The organism is Serratia sp. szju, from assembly GCF_044594185.1.
Taxonomy (GTDB): Bacteria; Pseudomonadota; Gammaproteobacteria; order Enterobacterales; family Enterobacteriaceae; genus Serratia; species Serratia bockelmannii.
The window spans coordinates 4,489,052-4,507,171 of sequence record NZ_CP172576.1 but is presented as its reverse complement, the minus strand read 5'-3'; the positions used below and the strand labels follow the sequence as shown (position 1 = coordinate 4,507,171).

Annotated in this window: 17 protein-coding genes and 1 pseudogene; 12 read left to right on the top strand and 6 right to left on the bottom strand. The window is 56.7% G+C overall.

Going from position 1 to position 18,120, the window contains the following annotated elements; genetic code table 11:
* Window positions 1-45: 45 nt before the first annotated feature.
* Window positions 46-795: an SDR family oxidoreductase gene (locus RE418_RS21330; RefSeq protein ID WP_089180772.1), complete on the bottom strand. Its 750-nt coding sequence runs from the start codon at window positions 793-795 to the stop codon at window positions 46-48.
* 99 nt (window positions 796-894) lie between these two features.
* On the opposite strand from RE418_RS21330, the gene RE418_RS21325 reads away from it, so the two are divergent.
* On the top strand, window positions 895-1,272 hold the full coding sequence (locus RE418_RS21325; RefSeq protein ID WP_072271517.1) for a helix-turn-helix domain-containing protein: 378 nt from the start codon (window positions 895-897) through the stop codon (window positions 1,270-1,272).
* On the opposite strand, the gene RE418_RS21320 is transcribed toward RE418_RS21325, so the two are convergent.
* Window positions 1,269-2,174: a transporter substrate-binding domain-containing protein gene (locus RE418_RS21320; protein WP_025302427.1), complete on the bottom strand. Its 906-nt coding sequence runs from the start codon at window positions 2,172-2,174 to the stop codon at window positions 1,269-1,271. The two genes, RE418_RS21325 and RE418_RS21320, sit on opposite strands and share 4 nt — an antisense overlap.
* Window positions 2,175-2,395: 221 nt before the next feature.
* On the opposite strand from RE418_RS21320, the gene hinT reads away from it, so the two are divergent.
* The 9 genes from hinT (at window position 2,396) to RE418_RS21275 (ending at window position 9,566) form a co-directional block, all read left to right on the top strand.
* Entirely contained in the window at window positions 2,396-2,746 is a 351-nt protein-coding gene (gene hinT, locus RE418_RS21315) for a purine nucleoside phosphoramidase (protein ID WP_004928776.1), read from the top strand.
* Between the two features lie 11 nt (window positions 2,747-2,757).
* Complete coding sequence (locus tag RE418_RS21310; protein ID WP_025302428.1) at window positions 2,758-3,147, top strand: YcfL family protein; 390 nt, start codon at window positions 2,758-2,760, stop codon at window positions 3,145-3,147.
* 26 nt (window positions 3,148-3,173) lie between these two features.
* A complete protein-coding gene (gene lpoB, locus RE418_RS21305) occupies window positions 3,174-3,764 on the top strand; it encodes a penicillin-binding protein activator LpoB (RefSeq protein WP_025302429.1) in 591 nt (196 codons plus the stop codon).
* The gene (locus tag RE418_RS21300; protein ID WP_089180773.1) at window positions 3,745-4,611 is read left to right on the top strand and encodes a phosphotransferase; all 867 of its coding nucleotides are present in this window, start codon (window positions 3,745-3,747) and stop codon (window positions 4,609-4,611) included. The genes lpoB and RE418_RS21300 overlap by 20 nt, the downstream gene beginning before the upstream one ends.
* 38 nt (window positions 4,612-4,649) lie before the next feature.
* Window positions 4,650-5,669, top strand: a complete 1,020-nt coding sequence (nagZ, locus tag RE418_RS21295) for a beta-N-acetylhexosaminidase (protein WP_089180774.1) — start codon at window positions 4,650-4,652, stop codon at window positions 5,667-5,669.
* Between the two features lie 79 nt (window positions 5,670-5,748).
* Window positions 5,749-6,291, top strand: coding sequence for an alpha/beta hydrolase YcfP (gene ycfP, locus RE418_RS21290; RefSeq protein ID WP_015377468.1), 543 nt, complete (start codon window positions 5,749-5,751; stop codon window positions 6,289-6,291).
* A 332-nt stretch (window positions 6,292-6,623) separates the two neighbouring features.
* Entirely contained in the window at window positions 6,624-7,928 is a 1,305-nt protein-coding gene (locus RE418_RS21285) for an NAD(P)/FAD-dependent oxidoreductase (protein ID WP_004928794.1), read from the top strand.
* A gap of 357 nt (window positions 7,929-8,285) precedes the next feature.
* Window positions 8,286-8,822 (top strand): glycine zipper 2TM domain-containing protein, encoded by a 537-nt coding sequence (locus RE418_RS21280; RefSeq protein ID WP_167325016.1) that lies wholly within the window; start codon window positions 8,286-8,288, stop codon window positions 8,820-8,822.
* A gap of 264 nt (window positions 8,823-9,086) precedes the next feature.
* The gene (locus RE418_RS21275; protein WP_025302433.1) at window positions 9,087-9,566 is read left to right on the top strand and encodes an Rrf2 family transcriptional regulator; all 480 of its coding nucleotides are present in this window, start codon (window positions 9,087-9,089) and stop codon (window positions 9,564-9,566) included.
* Between the two features lie 65 nt (window positions 9,567-9,631).
* Here RE418_RS21275 and sdeB read toward each other — a convergent pair whose 3' ends face one another.
* Both sdeB and sdeA read right to left on the bottom strand, forming a co-directional pair.
* On the bottom strand, window positions 9,632-12,775 hold the full coding sequence (sdeB, locus tag RE418_RS21270) for a multidrug efflux RND transporter permease subunit SdeB (RefSeq protein ID WP_043141659.1): 3,144 nt from the start codon (window positions 12,773-12,775) through the stop codon (window positions 9,632-9,634).
* 24 nt (window positions 12,776-12,799) lie between these two features.
* Window positions 12,800-13,987, bottom strand: coding sequence for a multidrug efflux RND transporter periplasmic adaptor subunit SdeA (gene sdeA, locus RE418_RS21265; RefSeq protein ID WP_043141656.1), 1,188 nt, complete (start codon window positions 13,985-13,987; stop codon window positions 12,800-12,802).
* 299 nt (window positions 13,988-14,286) lie between these two features.
* Between sdeA and RE418_RS21260 the strand changes: the two genes are divergently transcribed.
* Window positions 14,287-14,643, top strand: coding sequence for a helix-turn-helix domain-containing protein (locus RE418_RS21260; RefSeq protein WP_033642706.1), 357 nt, complete (start codon window positions 14,287-14,289; stop codon window positions 14,641-14,643).
* Window positions 14,644-14,849: 206 nt separating this feature from the next.
* Here RE418_RS21260 and RE418_RS21255 read toward each other — a convergent pair whose 3' ends face one another.
* Together RE418_RS21255 and RE418_RS21250 are read right to left on the bottom strand one after the other, a co-directional pair.
* On the bottom strand, window positions 14,850-17,123 hold the full coding sequence (locus RE418_RS21255; protein ID WP_151428371.1) for a restriction endonuclease: 2,274 nt from the start codon (window positions 17,121-17,123) through the stop codon (window positions 14,850-14,852).
* Between the two features lie 313 nt (window positions 17,124-17,436).
* A complete protein-coding gene (locus RE418_RS21250) occupies window positions 17,437-17,712 on the bottom strand; it encodes an ogr/Delta-like zinc finger family protein (RefSeq protein ID WP_080350755.1) in 276 nt (91 codons plus the stop codon).
* Window positions 17,713-17,915: 203 nt separating this feature from the next.
* On the opposite strand from RE418_RS21250, the pseudogene RE418_RS21245 reads away from it, so the two are divergent.
* A pseudogene (locus RE418_RS21245) lies at window positions 17,916-18,089 on the top strand (tail fiber assembly protein); the annotation flags it as partial.
* Between the last annotated feature and the right edge of the window lie 31 nt (window positions 18,090-18,120).

The following is an 18,120-nucleotide window of genomic DNA, read 5'->3' as shown; positions in this document are numbered from 1 at the left end:
CAGATAAAGGCCGCGCAAGCGGCCTTCTTAGGGTGTCGCGCGCGGTTACAGGTTCCCCACGCCGCCATCCATCTGCAGCTCCGCGCCGACCATAAACGCCGACTCATCCGCCGCCAGAAACACTGCCGCTTTGGCCAGCTCCAGTGCGCTGCCCATGCGGCCGATCGGCACCAGCGCGCGGATATCATCGCGCAATGCCCGTTCATCCGCTTCCGCCAGCCCCAGTTTTCCCAGCGCCGGGGTTTCGGTCGGGCCGGGGCTGAGGCCGTTGACGCGGATGCCGCGCGCGTGCAGCTCACCGGACAGCGTTCTGGCCAGCGACAGCAAACCGGCTTTGCTGGCGGCGTAGGCGCTGCTCTGCGGCAGGCCGATATGGGCGCTGACCGAACCGCACAGGATCACCGAAGAAGGGTTGGCCAGCAGCGGCAGCAGCGCCTGGATCAGAAAGAACGGCCCCTTCAGGTTGATGTCCATCAGCCGCTGGTAGCTCTGCTCATCCCACTCCGGCAGCGGGCGGTGCGTGACGTCGCCGGCGTTAACGTACAGCACGTCCAGCCGCGGCCACCGTTGCTCCAACTGCTGCGCCAGCGCACGTTGCTGTGGGATGTCGCCGGCGTCGCTCAGCAGCAACAGCGCCTTGCCCGCCAATGCCTGGCCCGCCGCGTCCAGGGCACGTTGGCTGCGGCCGGTGATCGCCACCGTTGCGCCCTCGGCGATGAATTGGCGGGCGGTTTCCAGCCCGATGCCGCTGGTGCCGCCGGTGATCAATGCGTATTTGCTTTGCAGTCGTGACATAACCGATTCCTCTTTAACGTCTGTTACGGCATTATTTGCGCTATAGTTCCTTTTGCATAGTAGGCACCTTTTGGATACTAAAGGACGAGGTGGGATGAAATGACGGCGCGCGCGCCCTTAGCGGCGAAAAATAATTTGTCGGCGTTGCCGACGGCGGGCGAATCCTGCCCGATGGTGGACTTCGTCAATCTGGTGTCGGGCAAATGGGCGATACCCATCCTGTACCGGCTGATTATGATCGATGGCCCGGTGCGATTCAGCGAGCTGCAGCGGGCGGTGGCGCCTATTGCGCAAAAAGAGCTGACGCGCCAGCTGCGGCTGTTCGAGCAGCGCGGTCTTGTGACGCGGCAGGTGTATCCCGAAGTGCCGCCGCGGGTGGAGTACCAGGTCACCACGCTCGGCAAATCGCTGCGGCCGACGCTGGACTCGCTGGCCGAGTGGATGCGCCGACATGCCCCGCAGCTGATCGGTAGCTAGTCGCCGATGCCCGGCGGGTTGATGGTTGAGCGCTCGACCTTTTCGTCGCCTTCGCCCCAGCGTTCCAGCACCTGAGCATATTCGCCGCTGACGATCGCGCCATTGATCGCGGCGTTGACGGCGTTCACCAACCCGTTGCCTTTTTTGGTGGTGACCGCGACGTAGGCCACGTTGGGGCCGATGCCGACCATTTTGGTTTTGCCGGTCAGCGCCGCCTTGTAGGCGCCGGTGGAGTGGGGGCCGAAGAACGCATCGGCGCGCCCGGACTGAATGCTGAGGTTGGTGGCGGCGTCGTCGGTCACGTAGATCGGCTGTACCGGCGGCAGCCCGGCGGCGCGATTCTGCTTATCCCATCCCAGCAGAATGTTTTCCTGATTGGTGCCGGATCCGACGATGATCCGCAGCCCGGCTACGTCCTGCGGGCGATTGATCGAGGTGATATGGCTGGTGGATTTGACGTAAAAGCCCAGCGTGTCCACCCGGTAGGTGGCGAAGTCGAATTTGGTTTTACGCTGTTTGGTGACGGCGATGTTGAAGATCGCCGCATCGTATTTGCCCGCGCTGATGCCCAAGGGCCAATCTTCCCAGGAGGTGGGCACCAGATTCAGCTCCAGCCCGAGGCTGTCGGCCACCAGGCGGGCGATGTCCGGATCGCTGCCGATCAGCGTTTTATTGTCTTCGGCGAACAGCGCCAGCGGCGGGGAGTTCTCGAATGCTACCGCCACCGTCAGCTTGCCGGGCACCGCGAAGTGAAAGTTCGCCGGGATCAGCGCGATAGCCGCCGGGTTTTTCTCCGTGCGTATCGGCTCTCGGTTAGCCTGCAGGTCGATACCGCCCGTCGTGGCCGCCTGCACGGCAGCGCTCAGCAACAGCGCGCACAGCGCCGCAATCTTCAGTGGCATAGTGCCCTCTATCCTTTGTTAATCATGGGGTTACTATTGGCGGCGGCGCGGGGCAAGTAAAGCAACAATAGTGAATAACCAAAGTGAAAAGATGCACAAGCGGGGCGACGGCCTGCGCGAATCTGCAGCACTCGACGTGGAAAGTGCGCAATCAGGTTGAAAGCAGTAGAATTTGTCACTCATACTGCGTACAGCTAATTGTGTAAAACAAGGAACGCCAGATGGCCGAAGAAACGATTTTCAGTAAAATTATCCGCCGCGAAATCCCTGCTGATGTGGTTTACCAGGATGAACTGGTCACCGCTTTCCGTGACATCTCCCCCCAGGCGCCTACCCATGTGCTGATCGTTCCCAACGTGCTGATCCCAACCGTCAACGACGTGACCGTCGAGCACGAAGCCGCGCTGGGCCGCATGATCACCGCCGCGGCGAAGATCGCCGAACAGGAAGGCATCGCCGAGGACGGCTACCGCCTGATCGTCAACTGTAACCGCCACGCCGGTCAGGAGGTCTATCATATTCATATGCACCTGGTCGGTGGCCGCTCGCTGGGGCCGCTGCTGTCACGTTAAGCGAGGAAATCATGCGCGGTAAAAAAACTCTGCGTTGTCTGATGGCGTTGGCGCTGCCCGCCGCGTTGCTGATGGGGTGCAGTTCGCCATCCGGCATCGCGGTTAACCGGGGGCAAACGGTGGTGATGGATCCTTCGGTGCTGACCGCCGGCATTTTTGCCGATACGCCCTCTGTCTCGAACGCTTCCGGCCGGGTGATGGCGACTTCGGTGCTCAATAACAGCCAACCGACGCCGGTCACCGTGCATTATCGTTTCTATTGGTACGACGCGCAGGGGCTGGATATTCGCCCCTTCGAGAAACCGCGTGAGATCGTCGTGGCGCCTAACTCGGACGCCAAAATCTACTCGATTAACGGTAATCTGGAAGCTAAAAGCGCGCGTCTGTATCTGTACCTGTAAGCGCTTGCCAGGTTTGGAGAAAAAGCATGAAAAAGTACGTCTTAGTGGCGCTGGCCGCATTCACCCTGAGCGGCTGTCTGTCGCGTCCGCCTGAGCCGGATCAGCCGTTGCCGCCGGTCACCGTCGAACCAGAACAGCCGACGCCGCCGGTCGAGCAGCCGCAGCCGCCAACTACCGAGCCGGTGCCGCAGCCGCCGAAAATCCAGCAGCTCGACTGGCTGGGCAGCGTTCAGCCGCTGGTGAATCAGATGTTGAAGGCCGATGGCGTCACGGCCGGCAGCGTGCTGCTGCTGGACAGCGTCAAGAACAACACCAACGGCTCGCTGCAGATGGGCAAAGCCACCGCGGCGCTGTATAAGGCGCTGGCGTCGAACTCCACCTTCAGCGTGGTGCCGGAAGCGAAGCTGACCAGCGCCAGACAAACATTGGGCCTGTCGGCGGATGACAGCTTCGGCTCGCGCAGCAAGGCGATTGGCCTGGCGCGCATCGTCGGTGCGCAGTACGTGCTGTACAGCGACGTCAGCGGCGACGTGAAGTCGCCGGCGTTGGATATGCAGCTGATGCTGGTGCAAACCGGCGAGATCGTCTGGTCGGGCAATGGCGCCGTTAAACGCTGAGGCCGCGCTGCGACGATTGATGGAAACCAGACTGCCGGCGGTGAATACCGCCGGTTGTCATTTCAGCCTGGTGCAGGGGCTGACCGGCGAGAGCTGGCGCATTGACGGTTTGGGCATCACGCTGCTGGCGCGACAAAACAGCGCGGAGAAATGCGCGTTGGGCGTGAGCAGGCGGCGGGAGGCGCAGGTCCTGAGGCGCTGCGCGCCGGGGCTGGGGCCACGGGTTTTCGCGCAGAATAATCAGTGGCTTGTCCTCGAATGGCTCGAAGGTGACGTCGTCACAGAAGCTGAGTTTGACAGGCTGAATCAGCGCGGCGAGCTGGCGGCGATGGCGGCGACGCTGCACCGGCGGCCGCTCAGCGGTTACCGGTTGGATCTGCGGCGGCAGTTCCGCCGCTACTGGCAGCAGCTGGATACGCGGCGTTTAACCCCCGCCTGGCTGAGTTGGCAGCGTCATTTCTTACGCTGCGCGCCGCCGCGGCCATTACGCCTGGCGCCGCTACACATGGACATCCATCCGGGCAATTTGCTCGCGACCGGCGAGGGGCTGCGGCTGATCGACTGGGAGTATGCCGCCGACGGTGATGTGGCGTTGGATATCGCCGCGCTGTTTCGCGGCAACGGCTGGGCGGCCAAGCCGCAGCAGCGTTTTTTGCAACACTACGCGCGTCAGGGCTATCACGACGTCGCCCGGCTGCAGGTGCAGGTGCAGCGCTGGCTGCCGTGGGTGGATTATCTGATGCTGCTGTGGTTTGAAGTGCGCTGGCAGCAGAGCGGCGACGCCGAATTTTTGCGCTGGGGGGCGGCGCTGCGCCGGCGATTCTGTTTATCATCATCCGAATTCTGAACGAACAATAATGAAGTGAGGTGCCCGTGGGCCCAGTAATGCTAGATGTCGCCGGCTACGAGCTGGATGCAGAAGAACGCGAGATTTTGAAACATCCGCTGGTTGGTGGATTGATCTTGTTTACCCGCAACTTCCACGATGCGGAGCAGCTGCGTGAGCTGGTGCGCCAGATCCGCGCCGAATCGAACGATCGGCTGGTGGTGGCGGTAGATCAGGAAGGCGGGCGCGTGCAGCGCTTCCGCGAGGGCTTCACCCGTCTGCCGGCGGCGCAGTCGTTTGCCGCGTTGCACAATGCGCAGGAAGGCGGCCGTCTGGCGCAGGAGGCCGGCTGGCTGATGGCGGCGGAAATGATCGCGCAGGATATCGACATCAGCTTTGCGCCGGTGCTGGACATCGGCCACGGCAGCGCGGCGATCGGCGAACGTTCGTTCCACAGCGATCCGCAGCAGGCGTTGGCGATGGCGGAACGCTTCATCCTTGGCATGCACAGCGCCGGCATGAAAACCACCGGTAAACACTTCCCGGGGCACGGCGCCGTCAGCGCCGATTCGCACAAGGAAACGCCGCGCGATCCGCGGCCGCTGGCGCAGATCCGCGAGCACGACATGGCGATCTTCCGCGAGCTGATCAACCGTCAGCTGCTGGACGCCGTCATGCCGGCTCACGTCATCTATACTGAAGCGGACCCGCGTCCGGCCAGCGGCTCGCCTTACTGGCTGCAGCAGATCCTGCGTCAGGAGCTGGGCTTCGACGGCGTGATTTTCTCCGACGATCTGTCGATGGAAGGTGCCGCCATCATGGGCAGCTATGCCGAACGCGGCCAGGCGGCGCTGGATGCCGGTTGCGACATGATCCTGGTGTGCAACCACCGCGAAGGCGCGGTCAGCGTGTTGGATAACCTGTCCCCGGTCAAAGCAGAGAAGGTGAAGCGGTTATATCATCGCGGTCAGTTCACCCGTCAGGAACTGCGCGACTCCGAGCGCTGGCAGCAGGCGCACAAGGCGCTCAGCGCGCTGAGCGAACGCTGGGAGGAGCACAAGCAGCGTTCGCAAGGGTGAATCCAGGCGCCGCACCGCGGCGCAGAGCGGAAATGATGAGGGCCGCGCCCGCGGCCCTTGGCTTGTTGCGAGGATCCACATGATTATCTATTTGCACGGCTTCGATTCCACCAGCCCCGGCAATCATGAAAAGGTGTTACAGCTGCAGTTTATCGATCCGGACGTGCGCTTTATCAGCTACAGCACGCTGCATCCGCGTCACGACATGCAGCATCTGTTGAAAGAGGTGGACAAGGCGGTGCAGCAGGGCGGCGACGCGCATCCGTTGATCTGCGGGGTCGGCCTCGGCGGTTTCTGGGCAGAGCGCATCGGCTTCCTGTGCGGCATTCGCCAGGCGATGTTCAATCCCAATCTGTACCCGGAAGAACACATGCACGGCAAGATAGACCGGCCGGAAGAGTATCGCGATATCGCCACAAAGTGCGTGGAAGACTTCCGCGAGAAAAATCGCGATCGCTGTCTGGTGGTGCTGTCGCGTCACGACGAGGTGCTGGATAACCGGCGCAGCGCCGAATTGCTGCATCACTACTACGAAATCGTCTGGGATGAACAGCAGACGCACAAGTTCAAAAACATCTCGCCGCATCTGCAGCGGCTCAAGGCGTTCAAGGCGCTGGGTTAACAGTTTCATAACGCTGCCGCGAGCCGCTCTCCCCGTTTTTCACCGACGGAAAGTGCGGCTTTTTTGTGCGTCAAAGCCAGATTTTGCGTGGCAATCGGCAAAATTTAAAACTGTGACTCAGCGCTAACTATTTGAATCGCAATCCCCAAAAAATCCCCTCGTCCAGCCTTTAACCAAAAAAAATTGATGTACGTCAATTTTGGTATGACCAAATAACCTCACATGCTATTCTGGCTTCAGAGAGCCGATTTATTTTACGCGAACCCTATGTATTCTAAGGATATTATTTATTTACCCTGGGATAACAAATGGTTCACATTTAGGGGGTTATTTTGACAACGCCAAAGAAGAAAATCGTTATTGTTGGCGGCGGCGCCGGTGGTCTGGAGCTGGCGACCAGCCTGGGCCATAAACTTGGCCGCAAGAACAAAGCGGAGATCACGCTGGTGGATCGCAACCACAGCCATTTGTGGAAACCGCTGTTGCACGAAGTGGCAACCGGTTCCCTCGATGACGGCGTGGATGCGCTCAGCTACCTGGCGCACGCGCGCAATCACCATTTCAGCTTCCAGCTGGGATCGTTGACCAACATCAACCGCGAAACGCAAACGCTGCAGCTGGCGCAGATCTGCGACGAGCAGGGCGGCGAGCTGGTGCCGGCGCGTGAACTGCCGTACGACATCCTGGTGATGGCGCTGGGCAGCACCTCGAACGATTTCGGTACGCCGGGCGTGAAAGAGCACTGCATCTTCCTGGATAACCCACATCAGGCACGTCGTTTCCACAACGAAATGCTCAACCTGTTCCTGAAGTTCTCGGCGCAGCCGGGGCAAAAAGAGCGGGTCAACATCGCTATCGTCGGCGGCGGCGCCACCGGCGTTGAGCTGTCCGCCGAACTGCACAACGCGGTGAAGCAGCTGCACAGCTACGGTTTCGAAGGCCTGGACAACAGCGCGCTCAACGTGACGCTGGTGGAAGCCGGCGAGCGCATTCTGCCGGCGCTGCCGCCGCGCATTTCCGCTGCTGCGCACCAGGAACTGATTAAACTGGGCGTGCGCGTGCTGACCAACACCATGGTGACCAGCGCGGACGCCAAAGGCCTGAACACCAAGGGCGGCGAGTTCATCGACGCCGATCTGATGGTGTGGGCGGCCGGCATCAAGGCGCCGGACTTCATGAAAGACATCGGTGGCCTGGAAACCAACCGCATCAACCAGCTGGTGGTGGAGCCGACGCTGCAGACCACGCGCGATCCGAACATCTTCGCCATCGGCGACTGCGCCTCTTGCCCGAAAGAGGGCGGCGGTTTCGTGCCGCCGCGCGCCCAGTCGGCACACCAGATGGCCTCGCGCTGCGCCACCAATATCCTGGCGCTGATGAACGGCCAGACGCTGAAGCCATACGTGTATAAAGACCACGGCTCGCTGGTGTCGCTGTCGCGCTTCAGCACCGTCGGCAGCCTGATGGGCAACCTGATGCGCGGCTCGATGATGGTGGAAGGGCGCATCGCGCGCTTCGTTTACATCTCGCTGTACCGCATGCACCAGGTGGCGCTGCATGGTTACATCAAAACCGGCCTGATGATGCTGGTGGGCGGCATTAACCGGGTGATCCGTCCGCGTCTGAAGATGCACTGATCCCGCCTTTGTCGACCAACCCGCGCCGGTTCGCCCGCGCGGGTTTTTTTATGGCAGCGCGAGGCGAGCGGCGGCGGTTGCTTGATTCTTCAGCATAAGCTGTCGCCGATATGGGTAAAATTCTTAAGATTCCTCCTAAACAACGGGAAAACAGCCGTTTTCCCGCATTTTTGGTCCCCTTGTCTTATTGCGGGTCCTCAGATCATTGTGCAGACTTTATCTCGTTTACAGACGGCGCGTCGCGCACGCCGTAAACCGGGATACCGCAAGCCGCCCATGCGCAAAATAATAAGCGCGGTGCCATGCCGGTAACAGACCCCGGAAAAAATGCGTGGTAACACTTTCAGGAGGTTTCCTGTGAACAAGTCAATGTTAGCCGGTGTTGGAATTGGTGTCGCTGCCGCTCTGGGGATTGCCGCGGTAGCCAGCCTCGACGTCTTTTCTGCCGGTCCGCAATATGCGCAGGTGCTCGCCGCAACGCCGATTAAAGAAACCATCAAAACGCCGCGTCAGGAATGCCGCAACGTCACCGTGACGCACCGTGCACCGGTGCAGGATGAAAACCGCATCGCCGGTTCTGTGTTGGGCGCAGTGGCGGGCGGCGTGATCGGCCACCAGTTCGGCGGCGGTCGCGGGCGCGACGTGGCGACCGTGGTAGGCGCACTGGGTGGCGGCTATGCCGGTAACCAGGTGCAAGGGGCGATGCAGAACAACGACGTCAGCACCAGCGTTCAGCAGCGTTGCAAAACGGTCTACGACAAGTCCCAGAAAATGCTGGGCTATGACGTGACCTACAAGATCGGCAATCAGCAGGGCAAGATCCGCATGGATCACGATCCGGGCACGCAAATCCCGTTGGATAAAAACGGCCAGCTGGTGCTGAACAGAGCCTGATCGCCACATTCGAATTAAACCCGCGGGCAGTGTTAGTTCTGATCGTTTAACCCGGTTAAGCGAGCGGCGTTAACATTGACGCGGGTTTCTGTTTTTTGCCTGTCTAAGAATTTGCGATCGTTCTAATGTCTGCGTGCGATATCACTGGGCAAAACTTCAAAAAAGCCCCCGCGTTTGTTATATTATTGTGCAATTAAGCGGTGTTATCGGCGCCAATCGCCACACCGGTCAAACCCGAGTATTTCGTCTCGCAGAGATAACGACATGTTAGATTTTCGCTTTCCGACAGCGTTGCAAATGGTCCTTAGCGTCGCCGTAGCTGAAAAGCAGGGCATGCGTTCGACAAGCGCCACCCTCGCCGCCGCTCTGGAAGCCAACCCCAGCTTTATCCGCAAACTGATGGTCCCGCTGACCAAAGACGGCATCATCGTTTCCACCCTGGGCCGAAACGGCTCTATCCACCTCGGCCGCCCGGCGGAAGAGATCACCCTGCGGGACATCTACCTGGCGGTGATCGACGACAAGCGCATCTGGGCTTCCCGTCCTGAAGTGCCGGCTCGCTGCCTGGTGAGCGCCAACGCCTGCTGGTATTTCAAGTCGGTGGTAAACGAGGCCGAACAGGCTTCGCTTGCGGTGCTGGCGCGCCACACCGTGGCCGATTCGCTGGCCGAACTGGAGCGGGGCGACAAGCGCGCCTGTGCGGAGTACGCTGCTGCGCAAGAGGCTGAAACCGCCGATAAATAATCGCGGTTCGCATGCATAAAAAAAGGTCGGGCAATGCCCGACCTTTTTGCATGTTAAGACGATGATTACGCCGTCTGCGGCTGTGCCTTGCGTGCCACCAGGCGGCGCAGGGTGACGTAGAACACCGGCGTCAGGAACAGCCCGAACAGCGTGACCCCCAGCATGCCGGAGAACACCGTGATGCCGGTGACGCCGCGCACTTCGGCGCCGGCGCCGTGGCCGAGGATCAGCGGGATGGTGCCGGCGATGAAGGCGATGGAGGTCATCACGATCGGGCGCAACCGCAGGCGACAGGCTTCCAGCGCCGCTTCGACGATGCCTTTGCCCTGCATTTCCAGCTCGCGGGCGAACTCGACGATAAGAATGGCGTTCTTACAGGCCAGCCCCATCAGAACGACCAACCCGACCTGCACGAACACGTTGTTGTCGCCGCCGGTCAACCATACGCCGAACAGCGCCGACAGCATGGTCATCGGCACGATCAGGATCACCGCCAGCGGCAGCGTCCAGCTTTCATACAGCGCCGCCAGCGCGAGGAACGCCAGCAGCACCGCTACCGGGAACACCACCAGCGCGGCGTTGCCCTGGGTCGATTGCTGATAGCTCAGATCGGTCCACTGAATGTTCATGCCGTTCGGCAACAGCTTATCGGCCATCTGCGTCAGCGCACCCATCGCCTGGGTAGAGGAGAGCACGCGCGGGTCGGCATCGCCGATCAGGTCCGCCGCCGGGAAGCCGTTATAACGGATCACCGGATCCGGGCCGTAGGTGGTGCCGATGCTGACCATGCTGCCGATCGGCACCATTTCGCCCTTGTCGTTGCGGGTACGCAGGTTGGCGATGTCTTCCACGCTGTCGCGGAACTGGCCGTCGGCCTGCGCCATCACCTTCCAGGTGCGGCCATAGCGGTTGAAGTCATTGATGTAAGACGAACCGAGGTAGGTTTGCAGCGTGCTGAACAGCGCATTGAGCGGCACCCCCTGCGCCTTGGCCTTGTCGCGATCGATTTTGGCGTCCAGCTGCGGCACGTTAGCCTGATAGGAGGAGATCGGGAACCCCATGCCCGGCGTTTGCATAATGGCGCCGGACATCGTGTTGATCGCCGTCTGCAGCGCGCCGTAACCCAGTCCGCCGCGATCTTGCACGTACAGCGAATAGCCGGAACCCTGGCCGATGCCGAGGATCGGCGGCGGCATGATCGAGAAGGCGAAACCTTCCTGGATCTGCGAAATGCGCGCGTTGATCTCGGCGTTGATCTGCGCCGCGGTGCGAGTACGGGTGCTCAATGACTCCAGCGCGAAGAATACCGTGCCGGTATTCGGCGTATTGGTGAACTGCAGCGCGTTCAGGCCGGGGAAGGCCACCGCATCGGTGACGCCGTCCACGCTCATACCGATGGCGCTCATCTTGCGGATCACCGCATCGGTGCGCTCCAGCGAGGCGCCTTCCGGCATCTTCACGCCGCCAATCAGATACAGCTTGTCCTGCGTCGGGATAAAGCCGCCGGGCACGGTCTTAAACATCACCCCGGCGGCGGCAAGCAGCAGCAGGTAAACGACGAACACCGCGCCGCGTCGGCCCAGCACGCGGGACACCCCGTGCTGGTAACGCTGCGAACCGCTGGCGAAGAAGCGGTTGAACGGCCGGAACAGCCAGCCGAACAGCCGGTCGATCAGGCGCGACGGCATATCTTTCGGCGCGCCGTGCGGTTTCAGCAAGCGCGCCGCCAGCGCCGGCGACAGGGTCAGCGAGTTGATGGCGGAGATCACCGTCGAGATGGCGATGGTGACGGCGAACTGCTTGTAGAACTGGCCGGTGACGCCGGAAAGGAACGCCATCGGTACGAACACCGCGCACAGCACCACGGCGATGGCGATGATCGGGCCGGAGACCTCGCGCATCGCCTGGTGCGCCGCCGCCAGCGGCGACAGCCCCTCTTCGATATTGCGCTCGACGTTCTCCACCACCACGATGGCGTCATCCACCACAATACCGATCGCCAGCACCAGCCCGAACAGGCTGAGGGTGTTGAGCGAGAAGCCGAGCAGATACAGTGCGGCGAAGGTGCCGACCACGGAGATCGGGACCGCCAACAGCGGAATGATCGACGCGCGCCAGGTCTGCAGGAACAGAATGACCACCAGCACCACCAGGATCACCGCTTCCAGCAGGGTATCCACCACCGCGCGGATCGAATCGCGCACGAACACCGTCGGATCGTACGGCGCTTTCCAGCTCATGCCGTCCGGGAAGCGGGTTGCCAGCTCGGCCATCTTGCCGCGCACCGCGTCCGACAGCTCGATGGCGTTGGCGCCTGGCGACTGGAAGATGCCGATACCAACCGCATCCTTGTTATTGAGCTGGGCGCGCAGCGCGTAGCTGCCGGAACCCATTTCGATGCGCGCCACGTCGCGCAGCCGCACAATCTCGCCGTTGTCGCCGCTTTTGAGGATGATGTTGCCGAACTCTTCTTCGGTTTGCAGGCGGCCCTGGGCGTTGATAGACAGCAGATAGTCGCTGCGCGTCGGCATCGGTTCCGCGCCCAGCTGGCCGGCGGAGACCTGCACGTTCTGCTCCTGCATGGCGCTCACCACGTCGGAGGCGGTCAGCCCGCGCGCGGCAACCTTGTTAGGATCGAGCCAGATGCGCATCGCGTATTCACCGGCGCCGAAGATCTGCACCTGGCCGACGCCCGGCAGACGGGCCAGCTCGTCCTTGACCTTCAGGGTGGCGTAGTTGCGCAGGTAGAGCGAATCGTACTTGCCGGAAGGCGAGACCAGATGCACCACCAGCGTCAGCGCCGGAGACTGTTTCTGAGTGGTGATGCCCTGGCGGCGTACGTCTTCCGGCAGCCGAGCTTCGGCCTGCGCCACGCGGTTTTGCACCTGCACCTGCGCTTGATCGGGATCGGTGCCGGGGCGGAAGGTGACGGTGGTCACCAGCACGCCGTCGGAGCCGGCGACCGATTTCATGTACATCATGTTTTCGACGCCGTTGATCGCTTCTTCCAGCGGCGTGGCCACCGTTTCAGCGATCTCTTTCGGGTTGGCGCCCGGGTATTCTGCGCGCACCTGCACGCTGGGCGGCACCACGTCCGGGTATTCGCTGATCGGCAGCAGCGGGATGGCGATCGCCCCGGCGACAAAAATCAGTATCGACAGCACCGCGGCAAAGATCGGTCGGTCGATGAAAAAACGGGAAAAGTCCATGGGTCAGAAGTCTCGGCTGGGAGCTTAGTTAAGTGCGGAAGCGGTAGTGGTCATCGCGACGCTTTTCGCGTCGACCGGCATGCCCGGCATAAACACTTTCTGCATGCCGTCGACGATCACCCGATCGCCGTTTGCCAACCCTTTCTGCACGATGCGCAATCCTTCGGCCATGCGGCCCACGTCGATGTCGCGGCGCTGTGCCTTACCGTCTTTATCGACGATGTAAACGAACTTGCGGTTTTGGTCGGTCATCACCGCTTTATCGTCGATCAGCATGGCGTTGAACTCGGCGCTGCCGGGCATCTGCACGCGGGCGAACAGCCCCGGCGTGAAGCGACGATCGCGGTTGTCGAGCAGGGCGCGCATGCGGATGGTGCCGGTACCGGCGTTCAGTTGGTTATCGGTGAAATCCACCAGCCCCTGATGCGGGGTGCCGTCTTCACCCACCAGGCCAACTTTCACCGGCAGGCGGGCATCGTGCCGGCCCTGCTGCTGATAGCGCAGGAAGGTGGCTTCATCCACGTCGAAATAGACGTAAACCTTATCGAGCGACACCAGCGTCGTCAGCACGCTGGCGCTGTCGCCAGCGGTGACCAGGTTGCCGGCGGTGATCATCGCGCGGCTGGCGCGTCCATCGATCGGCGCGGTGACGCGAGTAAAGTCGAGATTAAGCTGCGCCATATCGAGCTGAGCCTGCGCCGCCAGCACGTTGCTTTGCGCCTGTGCGGCGGACGAACGACGCTGTTCCCACACCTCTTGCGAGATGGCCTGGGTGCCGATCAGCTTCTCGGTGCGCGAAGATTCGCTGCGCGCCAGGGTTGCCTGATTGCGCGCTCGCACCAGCTCGGCCTGCGCCTGTTCGCGCGCGGCGCGGTAGGTGCGATCGTCAATGGTGAACAGCACCTGGCCTTTCTTCACCTCGTCGCCTTCGGTGTAGTTGACCCGCTCGATGTAGCCGGAAACTCGCGGGCGCAGCTGTACGCTTTGCACTGCTTCGACCCGGCCATTGAACGCATCCCACTGGCTGATCGGTTTGACCACCACGCTGGCGGCGCTGACCACCGGCGGCGGTGGCGGGGCGTTGTGCGCGACGCTGTTGTCACACCCGGCGAGCAGGGCGGCCAGCAGCGCCACCCCGGAGAGCCGCTGGCCCAGAGCGAAGGCGCGCGTGCGGCCGCCGGCGTTGAACGATGAGTTTGGTTGATTTGCCATTATTTTTATTCCGATAAGTAAGCGCTGTCTGGCCCCATACCCAGCCCTGTTTTCCGGGCTTTCCCTTCATGTATGCCTGCGTTCGGCGGAAGGGGCGTTGTGCCTTGTTATGGCCCAACGTTAGGTTTTGAAACATATTGGTGTCACATTAATGTATCAATATCGGTTACATTAATTGGGTGGAGTATAGAGGCGGCTTTCTGGTAAATGCAATAATAAAAATTGCATTTAAAGCGAAACTGTTGCAACGTATGTGCATCGGGCAGAGGGGGACCCTGCCGAATGATGGGAGCATCAGCATGAACACGACGGGTTTCATTACCGATTTGAAGACGTGGATCGACAACAATCTGGAAGAAAAATTGGATATCAACACCGTAGCGGACCGCGCGGGCTACTCCAAATGGCATCTGCAGCGCATGTTCAAGCGCCAGACCGGCTACGCGTTGGGGGAGTATATCCGTATGCAAAAATTGAAGGTGTCGGCGGAGCGTTTGGCCAACAGCGGTGAACCGATTGTCAGCGTGGCGATCTCGCTCGGCTTCGACTCACAGCAGTCGTTCAACCGCAGCTTCAAGCGCCAGTTCGGCCAAACGCCGGGTGACTGGCGCCGTGCGTTGGCGCAGCCGACGGCGGTGAGATGCACGCACCACTGAACGATTGGGCAGTGGGGATAAAAAAGCCTGAATTTGCGTTCGGGCTTTTTTGTCTTTACCTGTGGGGGATTCAAAAGTTGTCGCAACTGCCTGACTTTGCCACCGTGTCGCTGTCGCGGCAGAATATACGAATCGCCTCGTTGAGAGAGTTTGAACGAGAAGGCGTCCTACCCTCCCATTTTGTTAATTAATGGGAGGGGGAGGGGTTAGTCTCTACTGAATAGATCGTTAATATAACTTACGCTATCGCTATGCTGCGTAGAACGAGGCATTTCATTATTATCATCATAATAATCATGGTCATAGCCATAATCTGGGAAATGTGAGGATACGTCAATGTTATCCATCATCGACTCAATATCTCTTTCATCAAATTCGAAAGGGTATTCATCGAGCAATTCATGAAGATAATTCAAAGCGGTATCTTCCGCCTTGTCAAAATCATGAGGGTCTAGATTTTGAATTTTAGCGGAGTCCCCTAGAATTTCATCAAACCCTGACTCCCAAAATTCTATTATATTTTCCTTAAGTTCTAAGAATTTATCTTCATTTTCAATCTCAGGATAAAATGTTATTAGTTTTGCTAGGGGAAGATAGTCCTCATGATATAAAGTGTATTTTTGACTTGAGGAAAGAGCATAGTCAATAAAGTCAATAGCAAAGTTTTTAGAAAAAAGATGTGGTTGTTTATCAATTGCCCATATAAGGCATTCTCCAACTTCAAAATCATAAGATACATGACTTTCCATTATACTAACAAGTTTAGAGGGAGGGATTTTTTCTAATTTGCTAATGTCAGGCATGTCAGACTTCAGGACGCTATAATAAAGGTGTATCACATAATCATTAATTACCTTGGTTTCTTGGTTGGATAATAAAATGTCTATAACTGAATTGAATATGGGCTCGTCTAACTTTTCATTATTTTTTAAAGAGAATAAAGTATTAATAGATTGGAATGTATCAAGCGCTCCAAAATATAATGAAAGAGTTGTGTCATCTTTTGATAAACGATTTATGATGTAGTCAGAAATTGATGGATTGAAAGGGGATATAGTTGCAATTTTGGGTGACTGATTTAAACGTATATTCCTATTGAGAGTTGATTTTAATGATTCTTTAATAAAGTCATCTATTTTATTAACTTTGGTATAAAAATCACTTGGGTATTTTTTATTGAAAACTTGCTTTAGAGCTTTTTTACATTTAGGTTCTTCGATATTGCCGCCATTTAGGACTACAATGCTTACGAGATCATAAATTTCTTCAGGTATTTGTTTCTTAAAGTATAAATCCCAGATGATTTCTGGGTTGTTTAGTGCCTCTTTTATGTAAGGCCAATATTCTTCTTTTGATATTCCAGATAGTCTATCACTATCAGTTATAATTGATATTAGTCGAGGGTTAAAATTCTTGTGTTTTATTATTTCCCAATAGTTTTTGTTCTGAAAATATACGTCTGAAAACTCAGTTGTAAGTGAGCTATGCCAAATGTGATTGTATAAAATATCGGCTTTTTCGGTTTGGGTGAGTTCAGTTACACTTATTTCATATTCACGTTTTTCTATTTTTTCGAAATTAAAAACTTCGCTAATATTTTTTGCTCGATTAAGTATGTTTGATCTTGTAGTTAAGACTAATCTTTTCGTGCTATCTAATGCTATTCTTCGAATGAAGTTCATTATTTTAGAATCGAAATTCCCCTCAATAACATCTAAGTAGTTTGCGCCAAGAAAGTCATCAAAATAAAAAAACTGTAGTTTGTCTGGATAAAAACAAGACTCTGCTTCATTAATTGAATCTTCAATATGATATATTTCATATTTGTTATTTGAATGAAAAAGAGCTAATTGTTTAGCTAATGTAGTTTTCCCAACGCCGGGAGAGCCAGTTATAACAAGTACATGCTTTGTCTTTAATATATCTAAAGATCCCTCAAACTGCTTTGTCTGAATATATCTAGCTGATTCATCATGTGCAGATTTAATGAGAAATTTGCTTTTTTGCATGATCCCATTATTTAAAATATTAATTAAAACATTAGAGCTTGAAATCCAAAGTTTATAAAAATTGGTCTCAACTGATGGATGTCTTGTTAGTAAGTCATTAATGCCTTCTTTTCCGTATATATCCGTTGTGCTTAATATATAAGGATGAAGCGCGGTTTTTATGCTTTCTTTATTCGCTGGGGTCAGTCCAACACTGGTAATTAATATGTATCTATTGGGGCTTAATTTTTTTATTTTAGGTAATTCATCATTTTTAAGTTTCGATAGTAACCCGTTAAAACCTGTTTTAGCGTAATGCTTTGCTTGAATTATCACAGTGTCATCTGCAGATGAATAAAAACGCCCATCTATCCCTTGATCTCTTCCCGGGGTGAACCGTTCAACTGATGCGTTTTCCTGATGACCTATGAGTTCAACAGCTAGTTTTTCAAATTCTTTGTCGTTGAGAACACTAAAATCATAATCATTCATTTCGTTTATCTTCGTAGATTGCTAAACAATTAATGATTGCATAAGTTTCTCGGTGTTTGAAGGAGTTAGTACACAATTTCTTTAGTTCATTCTTGTCTTTTTCGAGTGCGTCTGGTGCTGGGTGAGTTCAGAACTGAGTCTGTACAATAAACACACTATTATCGCGCGTAGGTGAGGGGGACTGGATAGGGAATCCTCAAATATTGGGAAGTCGCCGAAATTTAGACGTACTACGGGGTGATGTAAGAATGGTGAGACGTTTGGTGCGTCGAATGGCACTGGTGGCCCGTGCGTCAATTGTGGCTGGAGGGTTTTATAAGTTTTGTCCGCTGAGCAGGTCCAGCGCAAACTGGCGTTCTTCGGGCTTGAGCCGGTCAATCAGGAATTTAACCAGCTTGTTGCCGGTCAGCCCGCTGGGGCTGAGTGTGTGAGAAAACGAAGCGTTAAAAACGAAAGTGTGACCGCATTCCACTTCTGAGCAAGCGCAATATAAATCAGCCAGTTTTTTGTCTTTCCAGTCTGATTTACGAATGATGGCCGGTGAGCCGTATTCAGGACATCTAATTTTAAAAACTCGCATGTTCACCATCCCGCACGCCATTGCTAACAATGGGGATGATTTTAACTTAACTACGCTCATTTTTCGCCCTTTTCAGCCGTAATTGCCGGGATTTCCACGTCAAAAATCAAATGCAAATGCGTGGGGATCTCCGGGTCGTTAAGCAGATACCCGACCCCACTGTGGACCCGGAGTTCGACGACGAAAGAACGTGCATTCTTGATGTGGTTAAAAAATCGGCACTTCTCAGCAAGGCGGCAGAGGTCATCGCACCTTTACAGGATGCAATCGATCTTGATGAGGCAACCAGCAAAGAAATCGCAGATTTGAAGGTATGGAAAAAATACCGAGTCCTGGTTAACCGGGTTGATGTAACTAACCCTGAATGGCCGGAGGAACCCCAGTAATGTGGCAGGATTCAGTAATTAAAATTGCAGA